The following is a 24,366-nucleotide window of genomic DNA, read 5'->3' on the forward strand; positions in this document are numbered from 1 at the left end:
GACGATTTGACGCACGACCCCCGCGGCACCCTGCTGCGCGGGCAATTATGTTCTTGAAAGGGACACACCATGGCCAAGACTGGCACCGTAAAATTCTTCAACACCGACAAGGGCTACGGCTTTATCCAGCCCGACGACGGCTCGGCTGACAGCTTCGTTCACATCAGCGCCGTGCAGGCTGCAGGCATGCACTCGCTCGACAAGGACCAGCGCGTCAACTTCGAAGTCGAACAGGGCCGCAATGGCAAGGAAAGCGCCGTAAACCTCTCGGCTGCCGACTAAGCTCGACGACAATCTCGCGCGTCGCAATGGATCTATTCCGCTGTGACGCGCGACATCCTTTCAATTTGTCGTTGGAGCCAGAATAAATGAGCCAGACTTACGAATTTTACGCGGCGCGCGCGCGCGAAGCAGCCGCGGAAGCGAAAAAGGCCACGCTCGACAACGTGCGTGAACGTGCGCTCCGATCCGAAGCGACGTGGCTCGGACTGGCAAAGCAAGCGCGGGCTGTGGCGGCTCGCCGCGAAAAAATCGAACTTGAAAAAGCTGCCGAACGCGAGGCCTCTGCTTCGGCTTAGATTCATTATTTCTGATCGGTGTGAAACCATTCGCCGCAGCGATCGCACAGCTTGCCACATTCCCGACAAATTCGGAACAATTCAGCATTTCTCTTCGTTTGTTTTGCGAAGCGCCAGTCGGATGAACCGCTGCTTTTGCGCTACAAACATACGAAAAGGGACGAAATGAAAAAGCTGACAATTGCACTCGCATCTGCTGCCTCGCTGGCGATCGCCGCCTGCGCCGAAGAACCGGCTGAAAATGCGGGCTATGACGACAATGCTGCTGCCGACCAGATGGCCAATGATGACGCCGCGCCGGGCACGCTCGTCGAAGTCGCACAAGGTGACGAGACGTTCTCTACGCTCGTGAGCGCCGTGACGGCCGCCAACCTTGGTGAAACGCTGTCGGGCGAAGGACCTTTCACGGTATTCGCACCGACGAACGACGCGTTCGCCAAGATTCCGGAAGCAACGCTGACCGAGCTGACGACCAACGATACGGAAACGCTTGGCAGCATCCTGGCGTATCACGTCGTGGAAGGTAACGTCGACGCCGCTACGCTCACGCAGGCAATCACCGATGCAGGTGAAAGCGGCTACACCATCAACACCGTGAACGGCGGTACGCTGACGGCCAATGTGGTGGACGGCAATGTGGTGCTGACCGACGCTGCCGGAGGTACGTCGACCGTGACTTCAACCGATGTCGCCGCTTCGAACGGCGTGATCCACGTAATCGATACGGTCCTGATGCCCCAGTAAGCTGAGGCTTCAATTCCAACATGAAAAGGCGGCCCTGCGAAGGGCCGCCTTTTTCATCTTTGGTGGTGGGAAGAAGGGCCTAGGACCGGCCGTCTTCCAGGGCGGCCGCGACGTCGATCGACTTGGCATTCCCGATCCACACTTCACTGGATGCCGCTGAAGGTACGCCAGGATCCGCCTGAGGTAGAGGAGAAGACGGGGTCTGTTCGGAAGGCCGTTCAAGCCGGCTGTATTCAGCGGCCATCTGCCGCGATTGACCTGCGTTGAGGTCGCTATACGCCAGACGTTCGATCTCCTCATCGGAATAGTACTGCTCGACACTCGCAGGAGTAGCCTGCTCTTGATCCTTGGCCCGGAGCATGGAGCGTGCGTGAGCGGTGTCCCGATAACGGCCATGCAGAGCCAGTTCGGCAACCGGGATCGTCCCGTCGGCTGTCTGAAGCGGGTATTGGTTCGGTGGTCGCTCGGAGGCTTGGCGCGGTGTTTGAGGCGCGAATGCAATCTGCGCTTCGGGCAAGCTATCTTGCGAGGAGCGCGCAATGATCGGGCTGTCGCCGATAGCACTACCGCCGACTGCGCCACCGACGGCCACAAGCGCTGCGGCGACAAGGAGGTGGGGACTGATCTTCATGCCAAAACAACAAGACGCCCCCTTGTTGGGTTCCCGCCGGGCAGCTGTTGGCGTGCTGGTGTGTTTCCTCCACCTTCGCTAACGTCATTGCTGGATTGCGAGGGAACGATTGATGGTCAGTTTGCGTGCGCGTGCTTTCGAGTTTGTTTTGCCTTTGCTCGGAATCAAGCGCTTCTTTTCCGAGCCCGACAAGATGGACAAGAGGATCGCCAAGATGCGCCGGGCGAAATCACCGCGACCCTCAAAAAGTGCGCACAGCGACTTCGTGATTGGTGAGGACACAAGCAGAGGCTATCCGCTGGTCTCGCTGGAACCCCGCGAGACCGACGAAAAATCGGGTCTTCATCTCCTGTATTTTCATGGCGGTGGTTACGTCATGGATATTGCTGCGCTGCATTGGGAAGCGATTGCCAAGCTTTGCAGTCTTGCCGGGGCATCGGCGAGCATTCCGATCTATCCCCTGGCGCCGGAAGTGACCGTTCAGACGACGCTTCCCGCTATGCGGGCCTTGTATGACGAACTGGCGCAGAAATACGGTGCTGGGAATATCGCGATTGCAGGCGACAGCGCAGGCGGAGGCATGGCGCTGGCGCTGGCGCAGGATCTCGCCAAGGACGGCGAGACGCTGCCGAATTCCCTCACGCTGTTCTCGCCATGGGTGGATGCGAGCGCGTCTGGCGAAGGTATGGCTGCGATCGACCCCTACGACAAAATACTCTCGCCCCAGGGGCTGGAAGCGTGCGGCAGGCGGTATGCGGGCGGGCTGGACCTCGAAGACACAAGGCTTAGCCCCCTGTTCGGAAGCCTGGACGATTTGCCGCACACCAGCATTTTCGTCGGCACGCGCGACATTCTGCTGGTCGATGCCCGCCGCTTGCGCGAAAGGATGGAAGCAGCCGGAAGCCCACCTGCTCTCTATCGAGAAGCGGATCGCATGCAGCATGTCTGGATGATACTGCCGATACCCGAAGGCGCCGCAGCGCTTGAGGAGGCTGCGTCGTTCATGCGTGATGTGCACAAGAAAGGAGCTGCGCAGTGAAACCCATACCCCTCGTTTTATCGCTCGCATTTCTCGCCGGGTGCGGGGCTGGAAACAGCGAGATCGAAGACGCCGAGGCCTTCTCCGGGATTGCGGATGACGAGATCGTCAGCCTCGCAGGGACAGAACCTTTCTGGAGCGTCGAGATAAAGGGCAGTCAAGCTACCCTCAGCAGCCCCGAAAACCTTGAAGGGACCAGTTTTTCGGTCGAGCGTTTCGCGGGCCTCAACGGGATCAGTTTTTCGGGACGGCTGGACGGCGCGAGCTTCGATGCCATGGTGACACCGGGCGAATGTTCCGACGGGATGAGCGACCGCACTTATCCTTACACTGTCACAATCTCTTGGGGGCCGGATCAGCTGGTCGGGTGCGGCCACACGGATAGGCAGCAATTTTCCGGACCCGAAATGCCTTGATGGCGTGGAATAGAGAAAACGTTTTGGAACCGATCGCCCGATAGAAAGCTGACGAAGGATGCGTGAAATTCCAAGCTATCCCAAGTGGCTCGGCCTGGCCGGCCTGTTGCCGCAATTGGCCTGTGTAGCAATAGTCCTGTTTGGCCCCGAGGCATGGCACGAGGCGGCCCGCGGAGTTGCGGCTTTCTACGCCGCCCTGATCCTGAGCTTTCTTGGCGGCATGTGGTGGGGACTTGCCGCGGGTGCGCCCGCAGCGGAGCGGCGTAGCGCTTTGCGATGGGTCTGGATCGCAGCCGTTACGCCCAGCCTCGTGGCCCTTGCTTGCCTTGCTCCGATGGCCATCTGGGCCATTGCCACGGAGCCAGCCTTGGTCATGCTGGGCGCGGCCCTGCTGATAAGTCTGGGTGTGGATGCACGCCTTGGCCAGCTGGCGCCGCCATGGTGGATGCATCTGCGTGTGCCGTTATCCGTAATTCTGGGATCGGCTACGCTCGCTGTAGCGCTGGCGTAAATCCCGCATCAGTAGAGGCCGGGATTGGTTCTCTCGAACTCGGTAGGCCGGTCCTTGACCAGCAACCTGCGCTGGGGAGTGCTCGACTGGGCTCTCTGGACACCAGTGATCGATGTGCAAGTGCGTCCGGCCATAAAGTCGAGGGCGGCGCTGATCGAAGGTTCTGCAGGGTTGCCCAGCGGCTGGAAAATATTGTCTTGTGCCGCGCAGGTTTTTTGGACCACGCTGGCGAGGCCGTTGAAGTATTCCCCCTGATCGGCAGCATTGACCGTCTTGAAGGTGACAGCTCTAAGGCGGTCGTCACAGGCAGAGCGGTCAAAGGCCGACTGTCCCACGGGCTTCCCGAAAGTGTTGGATCCTACAAGCGCCAGATTTTCGCCAAGGTAGGGGATGAAGGAGTTGGTCACCAACTCGCTGGCGGATGCCGTGCTTCCCGTCGCAATTACCGCCAGCTTGGTGACTGCAATCTGCTCGGGCAGGTTCTGGAAGAATTCGGTTGAGTTTTGGGAGCTTTTCGAAGGACGCAGCACTGTCTTGGAGAAAACCTGGCCCTCCAGACCTTCCGCCATGAGATCGCCCAGCGTGTTGGCAGCAGATACCAGACCGCCACCATTATAACGCAAGTCGAGAATGACCTTGTCTATTCCTTGCGCTTTCAACTCCTGGAATGCAGTCCGTAATTGTGATGAGGCATCGTCGGAGAAGAAAGTCCTCAGGTTGATGTAGCCGACATTATCGGTGCCATCATTGAGAATGACCACGCCGTAGCGATCGGATATCGGATCGAGAGTGTACTCGGCCTTGGTCACAGTCACATTGCGCGTGACGCCGCTGGTGTCTCGGATCGAGAAGTCGCGCCGTACGCCTGGCTCAGTCGGTCCCAGTGCATTGAGAACGGCATTCGTACCGCCGCTGGCAAAGAGGGATTCAACCGACTGCCCGTTGATGGAGAGAATTTCCGTGCCGCGGTCGAAACCGGCGCCGAAGGCGGGGCCGGTCTCATACACTTCGGCTGCGAAAAGCCGGCTTACACCGTCTGACGTCAGGCGAACGCCAAGTCCGGCACGTGACCCCTGTAATGCCTGGTTCTCTTCCTGAATCGAGGTGAGAAACGTAAATCCGCGGTCCTTGTTCTGCGCGGCAGCCTGAGCGACCAAGGCGTCGATGTAGCTTTGCACGTCGTTGTATTGAGCCTTGTTGACATTGAGGTTCAACAAGTCGGGAAACAGATACCATTCATTGAGGACGTCGCGCGCCCAATCTTGCCTGGACGACAAAGAGCAGGTCGTATCGCCGCCCCCGCCGCTGCTCCCACCGCCTGTTACGGGGCCTGACGGGCTGCTGTCGCCTCCGCCCCCGCAAGCGGCGAGAGACAAGGCGAGCGTGGCTGTCAGAATGGTGCGACCCATCGGCATAGAATTTCCCTCCAGAACCCCGGCGATTACCGCCTCGGGAATGCCTAGTGATTGCGCAATTAACCGTCGGTGAGCAAGTGCCTCGGCTCAGTTATCGTCTTTCGGTGGAAAACCGGGCGTTTTTCGCCTCAAAACGGTGCAAATTCGCTCTCCTGTGGTGGCGTTTCCTCCGGCGCTGTGCCTAGTCTTGGCGGCTAATCGGCGCATTGCGCCCGAAATTACGGAGTTCAAGTGGTGAGTACGGTGGTTCCAGACTGGATCCAAAAGGCTGTCGGAGAAGGCGAGGTCAAAGCCGAATTGACTGCAGCCCGTGTCGCGGAAGAGAAGGCGCTGGCTCGGTCGGGCTTCTCGCTGACGAGCCCTGCGTTCAAGCATGGAGGCGAACTCGATCCCAGCTTCACCGCTTGCGAAGACGACGCGGTTGCCCCGCCGCTCGAATGGACAGCGCCGCCACCGGGCTCGCAGGAACTGGTGCTCGTAGTCGAAGATATCGAACGCGGCGACGTGCACTGGCTGGTCTGGGGTCTCAAGGCTCAGAAGGGCGCCCTGTTCGAAGGCGAAGTGCCGCCGCGCACCGGCAAGAATGCGAAGGGCAATTCCGAATGGCTGCTTCCCGATCCGCCGATTGGTGTAGAGCACCGCTATGCCTTCCAGCTGTTCGCGCTCGACCTGCCGCTGACACTGATGCCGGGCGCAAAGCACGAAGACCTGATCAAGACCATGGCGAACCACGTCACTGCGGTCGCGATCCTCACGGCCCGTTTCGAAGGCCATGAGGTCGAAGAATGGGATGCCGAAGATGAATTCGACATCTGATAATACCAAGAAAAGCCAACTGAAAGGAACCTGAAATGGCTGGCAAGAACAACGCACTGCAGAAGCCGGTGAATCTCTCGCCCGAGCTTGAGAATGTGGTCGGCAAGGGTCCGATGACCCGCGCTCAGGTCACGTCCAAGGTGTGGGATCACATCAAGGCGAACGACCTGCAGGATTCGAAGGATCGCCGCATGATCAATCCCGACGACAAGCTCGGAGCCGTCATCGGCAAGGAACAGATCTCGATGTTCAAGATGACCGGTGCTGTCTCCAAGCACATGAGCTGATCATCTGGTTCGGCGGCGTCGCGGCCAGTCCGTGACGCCGCCAACCCACAGGGCCAGCCAGATCAGGATCGGCTGGGCCACCATGCGGGGCACATGATAGGCAAGTCCCAGGCCGTTATCTTCGCGCGCCATATCCATCATGAAGTGATTGATGTTCGCCGGAAACACGCAAAGCGCGTAGAGCGCCAATCCTATCCCGCCCCACCGCCTAAGGTTGCGCGACCACGGCTGAACCAGCGCGATCGCGCCCGCGATTTCTGCGATACCCGTCCAGAATACCACCGCTTCGGGGGCCGGGACGGCATCAGGCATGATCGTCAGGAACGGGGCAGGATCTGCGATATGCGCCCACCCCGCCAGCGCATAGAGGGCGGCCAAAATCCAGCGCAGCGCGGCGCGGATCACTCTTCGATTACCTCAACGCCGTTACCGAAGGCGATGTGATTCTTGATCTTGGCTGCCGCATCCTTGGGATGAGGGTAATACCAAGCAGCGTCGGTATTGATGTCACCGCCTGCATTCACCGAGTGATACTGCGCCACGCCCTTCCAGGAACACACGGTAGTCTTTTCGCTCGGCACAAGTGCGCTGCGGGCGACCGAGGCCGGGGGGAAATAATGATTTCCTTCCACGACCAGTGTTTCGTCGCTGCGCGCGATTTCCTCGCCATTCCAACGTGCCGTCACAGTCATCCCTAGGTCCTTTCATTCGTGCTTCGTATCGCTACAAGAGCCAGCGGACGCGCTCATTGTTCCGAGGAGAAATATCAGATGATCCGTATTGCCGCAGCCTTCCTGGTCACCTCGGCCCTCGCGACGAGCCCGGCCATGGCTCAGGACGAAGCGGATGCAGTAGCTGCCGCCGCGCTTGAAGCGGCGCCGGTATGGGACGGACACAACGACGTGCCGATCCAGCTGCGGGCTCGGTTCGACAATCGGATCAACGATTTCGATTTTAACGATACGCTGGACACAGCCACGGATGGGCGCGCTGCCATGCATAGCGACCTCGTGCGTCTTCGCCGCGGCAAGGTCGGTGCGCAGTGGTGGTCCGTCTACGTGAGTGCATCGTTGCCCGAACCCGAAGCGGTGCAGGCAACGATCGAGCAGATCGACGTGACCAAGCGCCTCATCGCGGCCAATTCCGATGCCATGGCGCTCGCGCTGACGGCCGACGATGTCGTGGCTGCCATGGCCGATGGCAAGATCGCCTCGCTGATGGGGATGGAAGGCGGGCATTCGATCGGCAACAGCCTGGCCGTGCTGCGTCAGATGTATGCGATGGGCGCGCGCTACATGACGCTGACGCACGGGCGCACGCTAGACTGGGCGGACAGCGCCACCGATATTCCGCGTCACGGTGGACTTAACGAATTCGGCATGGACGTGGTGCGCGAAATGAACCGCATCGGCATGCTCGTCGATCTCAGCCACGTAAGCGAAGAGGCCATGCACGACGCGCTGGATGTGGCAGGGGCTCCGGTCATCTTCAGCCATTCGGGTGCGCGCGCGGTGACCGGTCACTTGCGCAACGTTCCCGACAGCGTACTGCAGCAGCTGCCGCAGAATGGCGGCATCGTGATGGTCGTTGCCTTGCCGTGGTTCATTACCGAGGACTTGCGCCAGCACGCGGCCAACCGCGCGGCCGAACGTGCCCGGCTCGAAGCGCTTTATCCCGGCCTGCCGGACACGGTCGCGGCGGAGCTTGCTCGGTGGGAGGCGAACAACCGTCAACCCGTGTCGACCATTTCGGACATGGCCGACCATATCGATCACGTGCGGGATGTCGCGGGGATCGACCATATCGGCATCGGCGGCGACTATGACGGCATGCCAACCGGCCCGGTCGGCATGGAAGACGTAACCGGCTATCCCGCGCTCTTCGCCGAACTGGCGCGCCGCGGATATTCGCAGGCCGATCTCGAGAAGATCTCCAGCAGCAACATGATGCGGGTGATGCGCGGGGCGGAAGCCTATGCGGCAAGCCGCTCGGGCGCGGCTCCGATCGAGTATGCGGTTGGTGCCCCGCGCGCGGCGGAAGACTGACCCCTATTTACAGGGGTCGTGACCCCAGTTCTTGAGTGAATAGCGCCAGTCGCTGTTCTCGATATCGCCGGACGGTTTCTGGGCCAGATGGCGGTGGATATAGCCGATCACCTTGTTCATGTGATCGTACTGATCGTCTGACAGGTCTTCCTTGTTCGTGCGCTTGATCTCGACGATCCTGCGCCCCGACTTGTGACCGGTACTTTCACCGCCTTCGCTATCGCCGACCGATCTGGATTCCTCGGTGTCGAGCCATTCTTCGAGTTCCTTTGGCTGCATGTTCACGCAGGCGTAAAACTCGTCGTAGACGTCGTCCTTCTTGTCCTGATCCATCAATCGTCGTCTGCAGTTTCGGGCAGGTCGGAACGGTCGGTGGAGGCCATTTCCTCCAGTTCGCTCTCGGACATGCTTTCGTACATTTCCACGGAAGCACCCTGTAGGTCCGACTTGTCGGTTTCGCCGCGCTTGGCCGCAAGGGCGGCGCCCGCAGCCTGCTGCTGCGCTTTGGATTTGGCTTTTGGCATTGTGTCAGTCCTGCGCTTCGAGCTCTGAACCGAGCTTCAGGACTTCGTCACCGTCTTCCTGCTTGATCAGGTAGGCGGGATTGTCTTCGCTTCCGTCACGGGTGACTTCGCTGCCCTGGAGGGTGCGAGTGACCTCACGTTCGAACCGGTCCTTGATCTGGCCCTTTGCAGTGCCATTACCCCAATCCCACTTAACGTACTGATCGGTCTGGAAACTGTTCGAATTGCTCATGAGGTCACCTCGATCACTTAGTTTTCAATAACTTCGATCCCGTCCTCTTGGGTAACTTCGCCGCCATCGTCGGGTTCCCCGTCGATGCCGACTATGCTGTCGGTGCTGTCGCCACCTTCCATGGAAGAAATCTCGCCGCTGACGGTTGCTTCTTCTTCGATATCGCCCTGCGTCATCGCCGGGATGATCCAGACGATCGACATCAGGAGGACGGCAAGGATCAGGCCGCCGGCAAGAACCCAGCGTACGACACCCTCTTTTGAGCCGCCGCTAACTTCTTCCTCATCGATATGGACTTCGTCACCTTCTTTGTACACGCGAATACTCCCTGTTTTGCGCGATCCCGCGTTTCAGGGGTTCCTACGGTCAAAGCGAGCTTATGTTCCGCTCGGATCAGTCGCGAAGGAGGTCGTTAATCCCGGTTTTCTCGCGCGTCTGGGCGTCCACGGTCTTTACGATAACCGCACAGGCGAGGCCTGGGCCGCCATCCTTGCCAGGCAGCGAACCGGGCACGACGACGGAGTAGGGCGGGATGTGGCCGCGAATGACCTCGCCAGTGTCGCGGTATACGATCTTGGTGGACTGGGTGATGAAAACGCCCATGGCGACGACGCTGCCTTCGCCCACGATCACGCCTTCCACGATTTCGCTACGCGCGCCGATGAAGCAGTTGTCGCCGATGATCGTCGGGTTAGCCTGCATGGGCTCGAGCACGCCGCCGATCCCTGCGCCTGCCGAGATGTGGCAGTTCTCGCCGATCTGCGCGCAGCTGCCAATGCTGGCCCAGGTGTCGACCATCGTGCCCTTGCCGACATAGGCGCCGATGTTGACGAAGCTCGGCATCAGGACGCAGCCCGGCGCAATGTAGGAGCCTTCGCGGGCGATGGCGCCCGGTACCACGCGGAAACCCGCCTCGCGGAAACGCGCATCGTCCCAGCCGGCGAATTTGCTCGGCACCTTGTCGAAGGCCGGATGACCGGCGCTGCCGCCTTCCATGACGACATTGTCGTTGAGGCGGAAGGACAGGAGGACGGCTTTCTTCAACCACTGGTTGACCGTCCAGCCACCTTTGCCGTCGGGTTCGGCCACGCGGCCTTCGCCGCTGTCCAGCAGGGCGAGACCCGCCTCCACCGCTTCGCGCACCTCGCTGCTCTGCGGGGTGACGTTGGCGCGGTCTTCCCACGCGGCTTCGATGCGGCTTTCGAGGTCGGCGCTCATGCTGGTCTCCGTATAGATTTCGGAGTGGTCGTTAGCAGCGTTGCCGCGCTAGTCCATCCCCGCGGCGACGGCGAAGTCATAGGCGCGGTCGACCAGCGGTCCGACCCTTTCGCTCATCGCCTTGGCGTGGGCGCTGGATGCAGTGCCGTCGATGACCCGCTTCTTGATGCCCTGCATGATGCCGGCGAGCCGGAATAGGTTGTAGGCGAAGTACCAGTCCATCGGCGGGACGGGATACCCAGTCCGCGCAACATAACGGTCCACCGCTTCCTGCTGCGAGGGAATGCCGAGTTCCTCGAGGTCGAGGCCCAGGACCCCTGCGCGGCCATCGGCAGGATTGTGCCAGTTCAGCATGAGGTAGCTGAAGTCCGCGATGGGATCGCCCAGTGTCGACAGTTCCCAGTCGAGCACGGCGAGGACCTTGTTCTCGTTCTTCTCGAAAATGACGTTGTCGAGCCGGTAGTCGCCATGAACTACGCTGCTCTCGTGCTGAGGAGGGATGGTCTGCGGCAGCCATTCGATCAGCCGCTCCATCTTGGGCATAAGCTCTGTTTCCGAGAGCTTGTACTGCTTCGACCAGCGGGCGATCTGGCGCGCGCAATAATCGGTCGGCTTGCCGTAATCGCCGAGGCCGATCTCGTCCGGCTTGCGAAGATGCAGGTCTGCCATCGTATCGATCATGGCATTATAGATTGCGCGCCTATCGGCAGGATCGACGCCGGGCAGGGCGCCGTTCCAGAGCGAGCGCCCGTCGGCCAGGCCCATGACGAAGAACTTCGATCCGATCACATCCGGGTCTTCGCAGAGGCCATAAGTCTTCGGCACCGGAAAGCCGGTCGGACCGAGTGCGTGCATGGCCTTGTATTCGCGGTCCACCGCATGTGCGCTCGGCAGCAATTTGCCGAAGGGCTGGCGGCGCAGGACGTAGGAGCGCCCAGGCGTATCAATCCGGTAAGTCGGATTCGACTGGCCGCCCTTGAACTTCGAATAGGAGATCGGTCCTTCAAAGCCTTCGACATTGGCTTCGAACCACGCGGTCAGCCTGTCCATGTCCAGCTGGTCGCGTTCGGGTACCTCGATGGTGCCGACCATTTCCTTGTCGAAATCGATTTCTGGCATGCCCGTGTCGCTCATCAGTCGAATACCACCACGCTGCGCGCCGAATGGCCGGCCTTCATCTTTTCGAAGCCGTCGTTGATCTTCTCCAGCGGGATACGCTCGGCGATGATCGTGTCGAGATCGAGCAGGCCGCGCATGTAGAAATCGACGAGGCGCGGCAGGTCGACCGGGAAATGGTTCATGCCCATGATCGCGCCTTGCAGCTTCTTGCCGGAGAGGAGATCCATTGCGCCGAGGCCGACCTTGCAGTCGAGCGGCATCATGCCGAGGATCGTCGCCGTACCGCCGCGGCGCAGCAGCTTTACAGTGAGGTCTGCCGAGGCCTGCCTGCCCACAGCCTCGATCGCGTGATGCACGCCGCCTCCGGTCAGTTTCATGACCTGTTCGACAGCATCATCCGCCATGGCATCGATTGCGTGGGTCGCGCCGAGCACCTTGGCCAGTTCGCGTTTTTCCGGAATGGGATCGAGCGCGATAACTCTGCCGGCACCTGCGATTTTCGCGGCGTTGATCGTCGCGAGGCCGACACCGCCGCAACCGACGACGGCGACAGCTTCGCCGGGCACGACCGAGCAGGCGTTGAAGATCGCACCGGCACCTGTCGTCACCGCGCAGCCGATGATGGCGGCCCGGTCCAGCGGCATGTCCTTGTCGATCGCGACGCAAGCATTCTCGTGGATCAGCATCTGTTCGCAAAATGCGGACAGGTTGAGCATCTGCGCCACCGGTCCGCTGCCGTCTGCCCGCATGATGCGCGGGTCAGCCGTCTGGCTGCGGCGCGTGTCCGCGCCCATGCACAGCGCCATGCGGCCGGTCACGCAGAACTCGCAGTGACCACAGAATGCCGACAGGCAAGACACGACATGATCGCCGGGCTTGACGGTCTTCACCTCACTGCCGACTGCGCGCACCACGCCCGCCGCCTCGTGGCCGGGAATGGCCGGGAGCGGGTGCGGGTAGGAGCCTTCGATGAAGTGCAGGTCCGAGTGGCACAGGCCGCAGGCCTTGGTATCGATCAGCACTTCATGCGGGGCCGGATCGGCGAGTTCTACCTCGCCGATCGTCAAGCCGCCGACCTGTTCGAGAATTGCCGCCTTTGCCATTAGCGCGTCGCTCCTACGTCGCCCGAGCTGAAGCCCGCAGCAGCGCTACCAGCACTTGCCGAATGCGGATTGCCGCCGCGCAGCGCGTTGGAGGTGGGGCCTTCCTTCGGCATGTGCTTGGCGAATTCCATGCGCGCGATCGAGCGGGCGTGAACCTCGTCGGGACCGTCTGCCAGACGCAGCGTGCGCTGGTGGGCATAGGCATTGGCAAGACCGTAATCGTCGGACACACCACCGCCGCCATGGGCCTGGATCGCATCGTCGATGATCTTGAGCGCCATGTTCGGTGCCTGCACCTTGATCATGGCGATTTCCTGCTTGGCCGACTTGTTGCCGACCTTGTCCATCATGTCGGCGGCCTTGAGGCACAGAAGGCGGGTCATGTCGATGTCGATGCGGGCACGCGCAACGCGTTCTTCCCAGACCGAATGCTTGTAGATCGGCTTGCCGAAAGCTTCGCGCTCCTGAAGGCGCTGGCACATCTTGGCCAGCGCTTCTTCGGCAACGCCGATGGTACGCATGCAGTGGTGGATGCGGCCCGGGCCTAGGCGTCCCTGAGCGATCTCGAAGCCGCGACCTTCGCCCAGCAGCATATTCGTGACCGGGACGCGTACGTCCGTGAGTTCGACTTCCATATGACCGTGCGGGGCATCGTCGTAGCCGAAGACGGGGAGGTGGCGCAGAATCTTCACACCCGGTGCGTCCATCGGCATCAGGATCATCGATTGCTGCGCGTGGCGCTTTGCCTCGAAATCGGTCTTGCCCATCACGATGGCGACCTTGCAGCGCGGATCGCCCACGCCAGACGACCACCATTTGCGCCCGTTGATGACGTATTCGTCGCCATCGCGCTCGATGCGGGTCTCGATGTTCGTCGCGTCGGAGCTGGCCGTGAACGGTTCCGTCATCAGGAAGGCGGAACGGATGCGGCCATTCATCAGCGGCTCGAGCCACTCTTCCTTCTGTTCGCGCGTACCGTAACGGAAGAACACTTCCATGTTGCCGGTGTCCGGCGCCGAGCAGTTGAACACCTCGGAGGCGAAACCGATGCGGCCCATTTCCTCGGCGCAGAGCGCATATTCGAGGTTGGTGAGGCCGGGACCTTCGAAATCGAAGGTCTCATCGACATGGTGGTGACTGTCATTGCGCGGTGGCATGAACAGGTTCCAGATGCCCTGGTCCTTGGCCTTGGCCTTCAGGTCCTCGACCACCTGGATGACTTTCCAGCGATCGCCTTCGGCGTCCTGTTCCTTGTAAGTCGGGACAGCGGGGCGGACATGGTCCTCGATGAAGTTCCTCACCCGGTCGCGCCAGTAGACTTGCCTTTCAGTGGGTTCGAAATCCATCGTAATGTCCTCTCATCAAATAAGTTGCGTTGCGAAACTGGCAGAGCGAGCCAGCCGCGCCAAGGGGGTAATTCACGGAACCGAAGTGCCCGCGTCGATATCTCCGCGAGCGACGGCATCGAGCGCGGCGATGCGCGCCTCATGCTGTGCACGGTCGATCGGGAAGCGGCCAAGCCAATAGGCTGCGACGAATGCCAGCACGACCATCGCACCGCCGTAAAGCAGTAGCATTTCGCTCAGCACCTCGAAGGGAACCGAGCCGGGGCGGGCGTTCTCCGGCATTTGTGCGGCGCTGATGATCTGACCGGTCAGCAGGATGCCGACACCGGTCGCGCATTTCTGGACGAACCAGTTGCCCGCGTAGAAGCTGCCTTCCGCGCGGCGACCCGTCCGTTCTTCGTAAGCCTCCACGATTTCGGCAATCATCGAGGATCCCGAGATCATGACGACGATGCCGAACAGGTTTGCGAACACGAGGAAGGCGAAAACCAGCGTGGTCGACAAGGCGGTTCCGGGTTCCGGCCAGATACCGAGCAGGAAAAGGGTGTAGGGCGTGAGCCCGAGAACCATCGAAGTGATTGAGCCGATGACCGCGCTTTTCGGCTTGCCCCAGTCGCGGTGCATGGGGCCGACAACGAAGAACATCATTACGACGCTGACGAACAGCACGATTGGATAGATGATGAGCTCGACCCGGTCGAACTGCCAGACGAACAGATTGACGTAGTTCGTGATCGAAAAGGTCATGCCCTGACTGACGTAGGCGGCTAGCCCGCCGGCTACGAAAATAAGGAAGGCGCGTTCGGAGAAAGCATCACGGATCTCGTCGAAACTGCCTTTGATGCTGAATGGCTCGGGGCGCTTTTCCGGTAGCTTGGCGACGAGATAGTGCTGGCCGAGGGCAGAGCCGACAACTGAAACGAAAATCAGCCCGGCCCCGAACAGGCCGAACATGCTGTATCCGCCTGCCTGCAACATCCCGTCCTGACCCGGCATGAAGACCGTGTAGGCGAGCAGCATCATAAGGATGCCTCCGATCCAGCCCGAGAGGTAGCGATAGCGGAACAGCGTGGTGCGCTCGTCGTAATCGGCGGTAATCTCGGGCACGAGGCTGACCGAGGGGACTTCGCAGGCGGACAAGAGCACGCGCACGACGACCGCGATACCGAGCAATTCCCAGAAGCTGGGCGTGCCGTCGATGACCGGGTTCCACAGCACGGCCCAGGCCAACGCCAATGGGAGCGCGGCAGTATAGAGCCAGGGCAGTCTCCTCCCCCAACGCGTATACGTGCGGTCGGACAGGTTGCCGAGGATCGGGTCGATCACGGCGTCGAACAGCAGCGCGGCGCCCAGCGCCAGGCTGACCATTCCGGCATCCATGCCGAGGACCTGGTTGTAGAAAATCAGCAGGAAGAAGCTGAACCCGCTGTCCTTCACGCCGAAGGCGACCGCGCCGAAGCCGTGAATGAACTTTAGCCGTTGGGGCAGGGGGCCGTCGACGAACGCCATCAGTTCGTGCGCCCCTCCGCTTCCATGGCTTCGAGTGCTTCAAACATGCCCGGCGTTTCCGGATCCCAGCTATGCCGCGGGCCGAGCGTTATCCCGCCATCGACCACGATGGATGCGCCGGTGATGAACTCGGCCGCCTCGCTCGCCAGGAATGCCACGGTGCCCGCGATATCGCGCGGCTGGCCGCCGCGCGCGACCGGCTGCGCATTGGAGGACATCTGCGCAATGACCTGCTTGGCCATAAGCTCTGCCTCTCCGGTGAATTCGAGCGAGCTGGTGAAGATATTCGTATTGATGAAGCCCGGCTGCACCGCGTTCACCCGGATGCCATATTGGGCAAGATCGGTGGCGGCGCACTTGGTCAGGTGAAGCACGCCTGCCTTGGCGACGGCATAGGCGGTCGGCGAATAGCCCGGACCCACTGCGGCAACGCTCGACACATTGACGATGTTGGCGCCCTTGCGGCCCTTCATATGCGGGACGGCATAGCGGATACCCATGGCGACCGATCGCATCAGGAGATCGAAGGTGCGGTCCCATTCGTCGGGCTCGATCTCGTCGATCGGCGCACGCGCGCCGCCGGCACCGGCATTATTGAACACGACATCGATCCCGCCGGTCTCCTTGGCGGCGTGGTCCATGAGCGCCTTGATATCGGACGGATCGCACACGTCGCAGCGCACGAAGCGAATGTCGTCAGGGCTGCCCGCGACAAGTTCGGCCCCGCCGTCCTCGTCGATATCGGATGCGAAAACGATCGCACCCTCGCTTGCGAACAGGCGCGCGGCGTCGGCCCCGATGCCCGATGCGGCGCCGGTAATGACAACGGTCTTGCCGGAGAATCGCCGGGACTCGGCCATGCTCTCTCTCCTCGTTTTCCTCGCCTTTCAGCTTAGGCGAGCCATGCCTGCCGTCAACGTAATCCGGCTGACGCTACGGCATGGCGCTTCACCGTGATCGCCCTTGCGGCGTGCCGCCGAATCACCCTAACGTAAACGTCAAGTCGCAAGACGAGAGAGAAGCAGAGAGGAGCCCCGATATGTCGGATCACGAAGCGTTCCGCGCCGAAGTGCGCGAATGGCTCGAAGCCAATTGTCCGCCCGAAATGCGCCAGCCCGTGAAGGACGAAGACGACGTCTACTGGGGTGGCCGCAATGCCGCTTTCAAGAATGACGCGCAGAAAGCGTGGTTCGAGGCCTGCCGCGACAAGGGCTACACCGTGGCCGAATGGCCGGAAGCCTATGGCGGTGCCGGTCTGACGCCGGCCGAAGGCAAGATCCTGCGCCAGGAAATGTCGCGCATCGGTGCTCGTCCCCCGCTGTCGAGCTTCGGTATCTGGATGCTCGGCCCGGCGCTGCTGAAATTCGGCACCGAAGGGCAGAAACAGAAATTCCTCAACGAAATCGCTCGCGGCGAAATCCGCTGGTGCCAGGGTTATTCCGAGCCCGGTAGCGGCTCCGACCTCGTGTCCATGCAGACATTCGGCGAGGACAAGGGCGATCACTGGATCGTCAACGGCCAGAAGATCTGGACCTCCTATGCCGACGAAGCCGACTGGATTTTCTGCCTCGTCCGCACGGACAAGGCAAACAAGTACCAGGGCATCACCTTCATGCTGTTCGACATGACCAGCGACGGTGTCTCGACCAAGCCGATCAAACTGATCAGCGGCAACAGCCCGTTCTGCGAAACCTTCATGGACGATGTGAAGGTGCCCAAATCCTATGGCGAGGACATCCCCGGTTACGTCGGCGAGATCAATCGCGGCTGGGACGTGGCGAAGTACCTGCTCGGCCACGAACGCGAGATGATCTCGGGCGCCGGCGGCGGCGATCGCACCGCGGCCATCGGTGCGGCGATGAAGCGCATGAGCGGTGAACTCGACGCAGTGCTGCGGGCAGAACTGGCCATGTTCGACGTCGACGCGCTGGCCTATTCGGCCATGGGCGAGAAATTCCTCGACGAGATGAAGGCCGGCAAGGGCCATCCCGCACAGCCCAACATGATGAAATATGTCGGGACGGAGCTGAACAAGACGCGCCACGAATTGATGATGGCGGCTGGCGGCAGCAGGGCCCTGGAATGGGAGAGCGAGGAAACGCGTGGCGGCAAGCCGGCGCGCAACTGGCTCCGCACCAAGGCGAATTCCATCGAAGGCGGCACGAGCGAAGTCATGCTCAACGTCATTTCCAAACGCATTCTCGATCTGCCGGGAGCCTGATCCATGCCACTTTATCATGACGACGACCAGGCGATGCTGGCCGAAACGGCAAGCCAGTTCATGGCCGAAGAAGGCGCCATCGCCAAACAGCTGCGCCACTGGCGCGACCGCGATTGCAAGGATGGCTTCGGCCACGGCCTGTGGAAGCAATTCGCCGAAATGGGCTTCACCGGCATGCTGGTGAGCGAAGACGACGGCGGGCTTGGGATGGGCAGCTACGAAGCTGGGATCGTGCTCGAGGAAATCGGCCGCAATCTCACGCCTTCGCCTTTCCTTGCCAGCTCGGTGCTGGCGGCGACCGCGCTCAAGCACGCTGACAGCAATGCGCGTGAGCGTTGGCTTCCCGGGCTTGTTTCCGGCGACCATGTCTACACGGTCGCCATCGACGAGGGTGCGAAGCATCGCCCCGAGATCATCAAGACCAAGGCTGAAAAGTCGGGCAATGGCTTCAAGTTGACCGGCCAGAAGGACTTTGTCCTCCACGGTGCAAGTTCGGACATGCTCGTCGTGGCTGCGCGCACCTCTGGCAGCGATGACGATGCAGACGGCATCACGCTTTTCGCAGTGCCCAGGGACGCCGCCAATATGAGCCACGATGCGGTGCGCCTCGTCGACAGCTCGATGGCCACCCACACGAAGTTCGATGGAGTCGAGCTGGATGGCGATGCCGTCATCGGGGAAGTCGATGGCGGACGCGAGATCCTCAACGCCATGCTTGCCGCGGGCCGTATCGGCGCCGCTGCAGAAGGCGTCGGTGTCGCCAGCGGGGCGATGGACATGACCGTCGATTACCTCAAGCAGCGCAAGCAATTCGGCAAGCTGATCGGCGAATTCCAGGCGTTGCAGCACCGTGCAGCGCATCTCTATTCCGAAGTGGAGATCGCCCGTGCGGTAACGATGAAAGCTGCCCAGCTGCTCGACGGCGGAAGCGAGAAAGCTGACCTGATGATATCGGTCGCCAAGGCCAAGGTCGCCAAGGCGGCAGGCCTCGCCGTGAAGGAAGGCGTCCAGATGCATGGCGGGATCGGCATGACCGACGAATATGACATCGGCCTCTACATGAAGCGTGATCGCGCGCTGCAGGAATTCCTTGGCGACATGTACTACCACGCAGGCCGCGTGGCCGAACTAAGCGGCTATTGAGCGGGAGAGAGACAATGACACTCGAAGATATGTTCAGCCTCAAGGGCCGCAATGCGCTGGTCACCGGCGGCAGCCGCGGCATCGGTCGCATGATCGTCGAAGGCTTTCTCGCTGCAGGATGCGAGAGGGTCTACATCACCGCGCGCAAGGGCGGTGAATTGCACGAAACCGCCGAGGAACTGGGCGAGCGGGTCGTTCCGATCCAGGGCGACATTTCGACCCTGGAAGGCATCGACGAACTGGTCGCGGAGATTTCCGGCCGCGAAACCAAGCTCGACATCCTCGTCAATAACGCCGGGGCCGCCTGGGGTGCCGATTACCTCGACTTTCCGGAAGAGGGCTGGGACAAGGTCATGGACCTCAATGTGAAGACACCGTTCTTCCTGACCCAGCGCCTGCACAAATTGCTGACGGCCGAGGCCAGCCAAGACAAGCCGGGCAAGGTTATCAATATCGCCAGCATCGACGGCCTGCGGATCAATCCGTGGGAGACCTATTCCTATCAGGCATCGAAGGCTGCGCTGATCCACCTGACGCGTCGTATGGCCGCGCGGCTGGTGAAGGATCACGTCTACGTCACCGGCATCGCTCCGGGCGCATTCCCGTCGAACATGAACAAAGTCGCGCGCGACCATGCCGAAGCGAGCGCTGCAGGAATCCCGAACAAGCGCGTCGGAGACAAGTTCGATATGGGCGGCAGCTGCGTCTACCTGGCCAGCCGCGCAGGAAACTACACGGTGGGCGAGACTATCGCAGTCGATGGCGGGATCGTGAACGCGCACCTGCCGACACATTTCGCCGATCCTGCGGGCGGTCGCTGACAACTTCTCTTTGACATGAGTGAGATAGGGGGCAGTCGAAGCGGTTCGACTGCCCCCGACTTTTTCTACGCCGCGGTGGGCCTCAGGCGAGCAGCCCCAGCGTGCGCATGCTGGTAATATCCGCCGCCCCGATAATCAGGTGATCCTCGAGCACGATACCCAGGCTGCGCGCATATTCATCCAGCCGTCTTGTGCTTGCCACATCGTTGTCGCTGGGGGTGGCACAACCCGAAGGGTGGTTGTGGGCGATAATCATGCGCTTGGCGTCTCTTTTGAGCGCCTTGGTGAAAAGTCGTCGCAAGGAAAGGCGCAGTTGCCCCTTGTCGCCTTCTGCCACCAGTTCCTGAGAGATTATCCGCCCCGCGGAATCGGCGAATACTGCCACCATGCGTTCGGTTTCCAGGCGGCTCATGGAATCGAACAGCCTCTGGCGCAGTTCGCGCGGCGTCTCGGTCAGCGGTTCGCTAGGGACTGGCTCCTCCCGTGTCAGACCCAGGCGCACCAACCAGCGGGCGAGTACCATTCCGAGTGTCCAACGCTGAGGGCATACCGGACCGATCGCTTCTCGGTCTTCGACTTGCGTGCCATAGAGCGAGACGACTGGGGTGAATTGGCTCAGTAGCTGCTCTGCTGCCATTCCCGGATCGGGATGGCGACCTTCCAGCATATTCGTCAGTCGTTCGAAACGGTTTTCGCTCGGCCTGCGTGCAAGTAGGTTCCCAAAGCCGTCAGGCCGATTGCCATCCAGTACGGCCAGCGATCCATGATGGCGTACACCAAGGGATGAAGATCGGCGTCTATCGCGCGCAACAGATGCGCGAGGACGGAGAGTAGCTGGACCCCACTTACCCATAGCGGCCACCAACGATCGGCACGCAAAGCGACGATAAGGATGAGGCCGAAACCGATGCAATCGAGTACAACCCGGTGCCAGGGTATCTGGTCATAGTCCGACCACCAACCGACGAGCAAACCATAGAGCGTATTCGCAGCCAGCATCGCGAAAAGGATCATCGCGATTTGCCGCTCCGGCCTGCCACCTTTTCGCATGGCGAAAAGTACGACGAGTATTACGAGCGCGACTTGCAGGAGGAACCGGGCCATCCATGCGCGCTGACCGATCTCGACCCAAAAAGCAATCAGTCGGCATTTGCGGCCAGGCCCGTTGTGAAGAATTCGCGGTCGGGACAAGTCGGCTCGTCGGGTCCGTTCACCTCGCGGGCGATGTCGGCGAGCTGGCCATGAACCCGCAGCGCGGCGGATCGAGCAGAAAGAAGTCCGTCGACCAGCTTGCCCATGCGCAGGAGGGCAGCCTGGCTATCGTGCGCATCTGTATCGATATCGCGCTGTGCCATGGCTGTGGTGTGCATCAGGTAAAGCGACTGAATGAGAGCATCGGAAACGGCGCTCTCTGTCGATTGCATCTGGCGTGTGAGCCGTGCGGTGGCGGAGTTACGGTCAAGCATTGCGATCCTCGTCTTGGCATTTGAATGCCGGGGATCGACGACCGTCAGCTGAGCAGGTCCCCCAGGACATTGCCTGCTGCCACCACCAGCACAAAGGCTGCCGCGGCAAGGAAAGCGGCCATCAGGACCAGCAGAAGTCTCCAGCCCACGCTCAGATCAGACGGTCTGATCCCCGACCGCAGCCGGCGAGCCTGGCTCTCCTGTGTTTCATGCGACCCGAGGACCAGAGCATCGCCAAAGACAAGCGTTTCACCTGTCGACTGCGTGCTTTCTTCTGGCCCTGCTTGCGGATGTTTTTCGACGGTGATCTGCTCACCGGTGATTGAATGACACCTTTCGTCCCATTCGCGGAACTCGCGCACCAGCCTCTGGCGAGGCATTGCATCGAGCTGAGAACGAACGGCGTCGATACGCTTGTCTACCGAGTGCGGAGAGATATCCAGCTGTCGCGCAATTTCCTTTGATGTGAAACCTTGCGCGGCAAGATCCAGCGCCTCGCGCTGCTTGTCCGTCAGGCGCCCGAATACATCATATGATCTTTGGAGATCCATTCGCCTCAACCTTAGCTTCTTCCCTGCTCCGCGCCAATACTCGGAGAGGGAAGAAGGGTCGGAAATGGGAGCATCCCTTGGAGATGTTTTCTTGGCCGACGGCCTGCCAGGCTACTTGATGAAATATCCGACCACGCCCCAGCGGCCCTCTTCCAGGCTCATCACGACAGTCTCCGTCGTACTGCTTGCTTCGGCGAAGTCGGTTGCGAATGTGATGATCATGAGTTGGCCGTCGGGCGCTCCGGGGAGAGCGGAATGGGCGGAAACAGTCTCGACCGTGCGCGAGACCAGCGCGCCTAACGGTTCACGAACAGGTGCGGCCTTTGCTGCCCAGGTCTCAGCGGTCACCGCAGACTTGAACGTGGGTCCGGCCTGCGCCCAGCTTTCTGCGTAATCGCCATCGTCGATCAGGCGCACCCAATTGCGCGCTGCGGTTTCGATGACCGCGTCCTGCGCGCTGGTTTCGGTGTCGGTCTGGACGGCTTCGGTCGTTCCGGTGGAAGAAAGGATAAGTACGGCTGCGATGGCTGCTGCGAACATGAGAATACCTCCGATAATCCAGGGGAGGTAGGACCTTCCGCCTGGCTGTTGCGATGGTGTCGGAGTATTCCCATTCGCAGACCCCTGTGGCATCCCTATTTGTTCGGCCCCAAGTCTGGAGGGGGCCTGTGCCTCCGTATCCCCCAAGATTCTTGCGGCCTCCCGGCTGGTCGAAACCCCCAGTTTCTTGCGGGCCTCGCGCAGGTAGTCGTTGACGGTATGCACCGACAGATCGAGCTCGATGGCGATGGTCTTGGCCGTGTGGCCAGCGAGCAGGAGGCGGAGGACTTCGCGTTCGCGATCGGTCAGGCTTGCCACTCCGTCAGACATGATCAGCTCATCAGTTCACGCACGAAGGGAATGAGGCCGGTCTGGCGCTGGCGCTTCATGCGCTCGGCGTCCAGGATTTCGCGAACCTTTGCAAAACATGCGTTCACGTTCTCGTTGATGACCACATAATCATATGCATCCCAGTGGCTGATTTCTGCCCTGGCGCGCTCCATGCGAGCGTCGATCACTTGCTTCTCGTCTTGTCCACGCGCTTCGAGGCGGCGGCGCAATTCATCGATGCTAGGTGGCAGGATAAAGACCCGCACGACGTCCTGCTGGTCCTTCTGGTACAATTGCTGCGTCCCCTGCCAGTCGATATCGAAGAGGAAGTCCTGACCGTCTTTAAGCGCCGCACGGATGCGGCCTTTCGGCGTGCCATAGCGATGACCAAATACCGTCGCCCATTCATAGAAATCGTCTTCGTCGACCATGCGGTCGAACTCAGCATCATCCACGAAGTAGTAGTGCACTCCGTCCTTTTCGCCGGGGCGCGGCGGACGGGTGGTAACACTCACCGACAATCTAATCTCGTTGTCGGCTTCCAGCAGCATACGGGAAATGGTCGTTTTTCCCGCACCGCTCGGGGAGGAAAGGATGAACATCAGCCCGCGTCGAGCGAGCGCTTCCTGTGCAGGAGTGGAATCGGCCATGCGCGCTGTTGGCGCATATCACGGGTATTGATCAAGCCCGCGAGCGAGAAATCACACGGCGCTGTCAGCGTCTGCCTGGTTACGAAGTACTTTCTGCCCGGACCTGCGCGCCTTCCGGCGCGACTGGCTACGGTCAAAGAGGATCTTGAGCGCAAGCGCCGAGGAAACTGCAATTGCACCGGGAACTGACTTTGTCGCGACCTTGGTCACGCCATATGCTGCAAGCGTGTGCACGATAGACCGGTTCTCGACCGCATCCTTGGCGAACTGGCTGCCGTACTGGCGGCCCAGAACCATCTTTTCGACTGTCTGTCGCGACAGGCGGCCCACGCTGCGCAGCAGGATATCGTTGATGATAAGGTTGGTCGATGGATTGGTGCTTGGCCCAGGAACCGGATCATCCTTGGCAGGATTGCTATCGGTCGCCTTCTCCAGCGCATCCGCCGCGCGATCGGTGATGTGGTTCGGTTTCTTCTTGCTGGAAAAGCCCATGTCCTGCCCCTTGCTGGCGCGGGAACTGGCCGCGCGTCTATTTCTTGCGGCCGAAATCGACCGTGACGACGTTCGAGCCGTCTTCCGCACCTTCAACGGGCGCACCGTCCGCCTGTTCCTCGTCATTGCCGGCCGGGTCGGTCGGGGCAGGGGCCATATCGGCCACGGTCGCCTGGAACTGAAGCCCGAAGTCCACTGCCGGATCAACGAACTGCGTGATGGCGGAATAGGGAATGTCGAGGGCGGCGGGGATCTGGTTGAAGGACAGGCCGACGCTGAAGCCGTCTTCGCGCACATTCAGGTCCCAGAACTTGTTCTGCAGAACGATGGTCATTTCATCGGGGAAGCGTTCGCGCAGGCTGTCGGGGACCGATACACCCGCAGCGTGGGTCTTGAAGGTGATGTAGAAGTGGTGGGCGCCCGGCAATTCGCTGCCGCCCGCTTCGATTTCGCCGAGCACACGACCGACTACGGCGCGCAGGGCTTCCTGTACGATCGTGTCGTAGGGAATAAGGCTGTCGGGCGTCTCGTCGCTCATGGGCCCCTAGGTGATACTCCAGAGGCTTTCGGTCAAGCGGTTTAAGCCTGTGTTTGCCGCCTGCGTAGCTGCATTTTCTTG

The 24,366-nt window shown here is 60.9% G+C and carries 34 protein-coding genes; 12 read left to right on the forward strand and 22 right to left on the reverse strand.

What is annotated here, in order from left to right; all coding sequences use genetic code 11:
- The first annotated feature begins 69 nt into the window (after nt 1–69).
- The 3 genes from GRI34_RS12555 (at nt 70) to GRI34_RS12565 (ending at nt 1,322) form a co-directional block, all read left to right on the forward strand.
- Complete coding sequence (locus tag GRI34_RS12555; RefSeq protein WP_160596221.1) at nt 70–282, forward strand: cold-shock protein; 213 nt, start codon at nt 70–72, stop codon at nt 280–282.
- 86 nt (nt 283–368) lie between these two features.
- Complete coding sequence (locus tag GRI34_RS12560; RefSeq protein WP_160596222.1) at nt 369–578, forward strand: hypothetical protein; 210 nt, start codon at nt 369–371, stop codon at nt 576–578.
- A gap of 165 nt (nt 579–743) precedes the next feature.
- Complete coding sequence (locus GRI34_RS12565) at nt 744–1,322, forward strand: fasciclin domain-containing protein (RefSeq protein WP_160596223.1); 579 nt, start codon at nt 744–746, stop codon at nt 1,320–1,322.
- Between the two features lie 79 nt (nt 1,323–1,401).
- Here the strand turns inward: GRI34_RS12565 and GRI34_RS12570 are convergent, their stop codons facing one another.
- Nucleotides 1,402–1,953 (reverse strand): hypothetical protein, encoded by a 552-nt coding sequence (locus GRI34_RS12570; protein WP_160596224.1) that lies wholly within the window; start codon nt 1,951–1,953, stop codon nt 1,402–1,404.
- Nucleotides 1,954–2,146: 193 nt separating this feature from the next.
- Here GRI34_RS12570 and GRI34_RS12575 point away from each other — a divergent pair, with 193 nt between their 5' ends.
- Genes GRI34_RS12575 through GRI34_RS12585 form a run of 3 tightly spaced genes read left to right on the forward strand, consistent with a single transcriptional unit; the run spans nt 2,147 to nt 3,919 of the window.
- The gene (locus GRI34_RS12575; protein WP_234028220.1) at nt 2,147–2,992 is read left to right on the forward strand and encodes an alpha/beta hydrolase fold domain-containing protein; all 846 of its coding nucleotides are present in this window, start codon (nt 2,147–2,149) and stop codon (nt 2,990–2,992) included.
- Nucleotides 2,989–3,408, forward strand: coding sequence for a COG3650 family protein (locus GRI34_RS12580; protein ID WP_160596226.1), 420 nt, complete (start codon nt 2,989–2,991; stop codon nt 3,406–3,408). The genes GRI34_RS12575 and GRI34_RS12580 overlap by 4 nt, the downstream gene beginning before the upstream one ends.
- 58 nt (nt 3,409–3,466) lie before the next feature.
- Nucleotides 3,467–3,919, forward strand: a complete 453-nt coding sequence (locus GRI34_RS12585) for a DUF3429 domain-containing protein (protein WP_160596227.1) — start codon at nt 3,467–3,469, stop codon at nt 3,917–3,919.
- Nucleotides 3,920–3,927: 8 nt separating this feature from the next.
- Here the strand turns inward: GRI34_RS12585 and GRI34_RS12590 are convergent, their stop codons facing one another.
- Complete coding sequence (locus GRI34_RS12590; RefSeq protein ID WP_234028221.1) at nt 3,928–5,328, reverse strand: S41 family peptidase; 1,401 nt, start codon at nt 5,326–5,328, stop codon at nt 3,928–3,930.
- 240 nt (nt 5,329–5,568) lie between these two features.
- Between GRI34_RS12590 and GRI34_RS12595 the strand changes: the two genes are divergently transcribed.
- Together GRI34_RS12595 and GRI34_RS12600 are read left to right on the forward strand one after the other, a co-directional pair.
- Nucleotides 5,569–6,150 (forward strand): YbhB/YbcL family Raf kinase inhibitor-like protein, encoded by a 582-nt coding sequence (locus tag GRI34_RS12595; protein WP_160596229.1) that lies wholly within the window; start codon nt 5,569–5,571, stop codon nt 6,148–6,150.
- A gap of 35 nt (nt 6,151–6,185) precedes the next feature.
- Nucleotides 6,186–6,437, forward strand: coding sequence for an SWIB/MDM2 domain-containing protein (locus GRI34_RS12600; protein ID WP_006833160.1), 252 nt, complete (start codon nt 6,186–6,188; stop codon nt 6,435–6,437).
- Here GRI34_RS12600 and GRI34_RS12605 read toward each other — a convergent pair whose 3' ends face one another.
- Together GRI34_RS12605 and GRI34_RS12610 are read right to left on the reverse strand one after the other, a co-directional pair.
- Nucleotides 6,438–6,842 (reverse strand): DoxX family protein, encoded by a 405-nt coding sequence (locus GRI34_RS12605; protein ID WP_160596230.1) that lies wholly within the window; start codon nt 6,840–6,842, stop codon nt 6,438–6,440. It abuts the gene before it with no gap.
- Entirely contained in the window at nt 6,839–7,129 is a 291-nt protein-coding gene (locus GRI34_RS12610; RefSeq protein ID WP_160596231.1) for a DUF427 domain-containing protein, read from the reverse strand. Before GRI34_RS12610 ends, GRI34_RS12605 begins: the two co-directional genes overlap by 4 nt.
- A gap of 78 nt (nt 7,130–7,207) precedes the next feature.
- Here GRI34_RS12610 and GRI34_RS12615 point away from each other — a divergent pair, with 78 nt between their 5' ends.
- The gene (locus GRI34_RS12615; RefSeq protein ID WP_160596232.1) at nt 7,208–8,482 is read left to right on the forward strand and encodes a dipeptidase; all 1,275 of its coding nucleotides are present in this window, start codon (nt 7,208–7,210) and stop codon (nt 8,480–8,482) included.
- Nucleotides 8,483–8,485: 3 nt separating this feature from the next.
- Here GRI34_RS12615 and GRI34_RS12620 read toward each other — a convergent pair whose 3' ends face one another.
- The 10 genes from GRI34_RS12620 to GRI34_RS12665 all read right to left on the reverse strand — a co-directional run bounded on the left by GRI34_RS12620 (nt 8,486) and on the right by GRI34_RS12665 (nt 16,393).
- Complete coding sequence (locus tag GRI34_RS12620) at nt 8,486–8,815, reverse strand: DUF3140 domain-containing protein (RefSeq protein ID WP_160596233.1); 330 nt, start codon at nt 8,813–8,815, stop codon at nt 8,486–8,488.
- Nucleotides 8,815–9,006: a DUF3008 family protein gene (locus tag GRI34_RS12625; RefSeq protein ID WP_090477633.1), complete on the reverse strand. Its 192-nt coding sequence runs from the start codon at nt 9,004–9,006 to the stop codon at nt 8,815–8,817. The genes GRI34_RS12620 and GRI34_RS12625 overlap by 1 nt, the downstream gene beginning before the upstream one ends.
- Nucleotides 9,007–9,010: 4 nt before the next feature.
- Nucleotides 9,011–9,238, reverse strand: a complete 228-nt coding sequence (locus tag GRI34_RS12630; protein ID WP_090477636.1) for a hypervirulence associated TUDOR domain-containing protein — start codon at nt 9,236–9,238, stop codon at nt 9,011–9,013.
- 17 nt (nt 9,239–9,255) lie between these two features.
- A complete protein-coding gene (locus GRI34_RS12635) occupies nt 9,256–9,555 on the reverse strand; it encodes a hypothetical protein (protein WP_199800170.1) in 300 nt (99 codons plus the stop codon).
- A 76-nt stretch (nt 9,556–9,631) separates the two neighbouring features.
- Nucleotides 9,632–10,456: a 2,3,4,5-tetrahydropyridine-2,6-dicarboxylate N-succinyltransferase gene (gene dapD, locus GRI34_RS12640; RefSeq protein WP_160596234.1), complete on the reverse strand. Its 825-nt coding sequence runs from the start codon at nt 10,454–10,456 to the stop codon at nt 9,632–9,634.
- A gap of 48 nt (nt 10,457–10,504) precedes the next feature.
- Nucleotides 10,505–11,590 (reverse strand): phosphotransferase family protein, encoded by a 1,086-nt coding sequence (locus tag GRI34_RS12645; RefSeq protein WP_234028222.1) that lies wholly within the window; start codon nt 11,588–11,590, stop codon nt 10,505–10,507.
- The gene (locus GRI34_RS12650) at nt 11,590–12,678 is read right to left on the reverse strand and encodes a Zn-dependent alcohol dehydrogenase (RefSeq protein WP_160596235.1); all 1,089 of its coding nucleotides are present in this window, start codon (nt 12,676–12,678) and stop codon (nt 11,590–11,592) included. The genes GRI34_RS12645 and GRI34_RS12650 overlap by 1 nt, the downstream gene beginning before the upstream one ends.
- Nucleotides 12,678–14,024: an acyl-CoA dehydrogenase family protein gene (locus tag GRI34_RS12655; protein ID WP_160596236.1), complete on the reverse strand. Its 1,347-nt coding sequence runs from the start codon at nt 14,022–14,024 to the stop codon at nt 12,678–12,680. Before GRI34_RS12655 ends, GRI34_RS12650 begins: the two co-directional genes overlap by 1 nt.
- A 72-nt stretch (nt 14,025–14,096) precedes the next feature.
- Nucleotides 14,097–15,533, reverse strand: a complete 1,437-nt coding sequence (locus GRI34_RS12660) for an MFS transporter (protein WP_160596237.1) — start codon at nt 15,531–15,533, stop codon at nt 14,097–14,099.
- Nucleotides 15,533–16,393 (reverse strand): SDR family NAD(P)-dependent oxidoreductase, encoded by an 861-nt coding sequence (locus GRI34_RS12665; protein WP_160596238.1) that lies wholly within the window; start codon nt 16,391–16,393, stop codon nt 15,533–15,535. The genes GRI34_RS12660 and GRI34_RS12665 overlap by 1 nt, the downstream gene beginning before the upstream one ends.
- A gap of 179 nt (nt 16,394–16,572) precedes the next feature.
- Between GRI34_RS12665 and GRI34_RS12670 the strand changes: the two genes are divergently transcribed.
- Genes GRI34_RS12670 through GRI34_RS12680 form a run of 3 tightly spaced genes read left to right on the forward strand, consistent with a single transcriptional unit; the run spans nt 16,573 to nt 19,718 of the window.
- The gene (locus GRI34_RS12670) at nt 16,573–17,754 is read left to right on the forward strand and encodes an acyl-CoA dehydrogenase family protein (protein ID WP_160596239.1); all 1,182 of its coding nucleotides are present in this window, start codon (nt 16,573–16,575) and stop codon (nt 17,752–17,754) included.
- A gap of 3 nt (nt 17,755–17,757) precedes the next feature.
- Nucleotides 17,758–18,897 (forward strand): acyl-CoA dehydrogenase family protein, encoded by a 1,140-nt coding sequence (locus GRI34_RS12675; protein WP_160596240.1) that lies wholly within the window; start codon nt 17,758–17,760, stop codon nt 18,895–18,897.
- A 14-nt stretch (nt 18,898–18,911) separates the two neighbouring features.
- Nucleotides 18,912–19,718 carry an SDR family oxidoreductase gene (locus GRI34_RS12680; protein WP_160596241.1) on the forward strand — a complete coding sequence of 269 codons (807 nt, stop codon included), beginning with the start codon at nt 18,912–18,914 and terminating at the stop codon, nt 19,716–19,718.
- An 82-nt stretch (nt 19,719–19,800) separates the two neighbouring features.
- Here the strand turns inward: GRI34_RS12680 and GRI34_RS12685 are convergent, their stop codons facing one another.
- From GRI34_RS12685 to GRI34_RS12720, 8 genes are all read right to left on the reverse strand, one after another.
- Complete coding sequence (locus GRI34_RS12685) at nt 19,801–20,385, reverse strand: JAB domain-containing protein (RefSeq protein ID WP_160596242.1); 585 nt, start codon at nt 20,383–20,385, stop codon at nt 19,801–19,803.
- A 5-nt stretch (nt 20,386–20,390) separates the two neighbouring features.
- Entirely contained in the window at nt 20,391–20,822 is a 432-nt protein-coding gene (locus GRI34_RS12690) for a hypothetical protein (protein WP_160596243.1), read from the reverse strand.
- Nucleotides 20,823–20,857: 35 nt separating this feature from the next.
- Nucleotides 20,858–21,184 (reverse strand): hypothetical protein, encoded by a 327-nt coding sequence (locus GRI34_RS12695; protein ID WP_160596244.1) that lies wholly within the window; start codon nt 21,182–21,184, stop codon nt 20,858–20,860.
- Nucleotides 21,185–21,228: 44 nt separating this feature from the next.
- Complete coding sequence (locus GRI34_RS12700) at nt 21,229–21,735, reverse strand: response regulator transcription factor (RefSeq protein WP_160596245.1); 507 nt, start codon at nt 21,733–21,735, stop codon at nt 21,229–21,231.
- A 111-nt stretch (nt 21,736–21,846) separates the two neighbouring features.
- Complete coding sequence (locus GRI34_RS12705; protein ID WP_160596246.1) at nt 21,847–22,605, reverse strand: helix-turn-helix domain-containing protein; 759 nt, start codon at nt 22,603–22,605, stop codon at nt 21,847–21,849.
- Between the two features lie 2 nt (nt 22,606–22,607).
- Entirely contained in the window at nt 22,608–23,255 is a 648-nt protein-coding gene (gene gmk / locus GRI34_RS12710) for a guanylate kinase (protein ID WP_160596247.1), read from the reverse strand.
- Between the two features lie 51 nt (nt 23,256–23,306).
- Nucleotides 23,307–23,747 carry a hypothetical protein gene (locus tag GRI34_RS12715; RefSeq protein WP_160596248.1) on the reverse strand — a complete coding sequence of 147 codons (441 nt, stop codon included), beginning with the start codon at nt 23,745–23,747 and terminating at the stop codon, nt 23,307–23,309.
- A 37-nt stretch (nt 23,748–23,784) separates the two neighbouring features.
- Nucleotides 23,785–24,285 carry an SspB family protein gene (locus GRI34_RS12720; RefSeq protein ID WP_160596249.1) on the reverse strand — a complete coding sequence of 167 codons (501 nt, stop codon included), beginning with the start codon at nt 24,283–24,285 and terminating at the stop codon, nt 23,785–23,787.
- Between the last annotated feature and the right edge of the window lie 81 nt (nt 24,286–24,366).

The sequence above is a fragment of the Qipengyuania aquimaris genome (assembly GCF_009827445.1).
In the GTDB taxonomy this organism is placed as follows: Bacteria; Pseudomonadota; Alphaproteobacteria; order Sphingomonadales; family Sphingomonadaceae; genus Qipengyuania; species Qipengyuania aquimaris.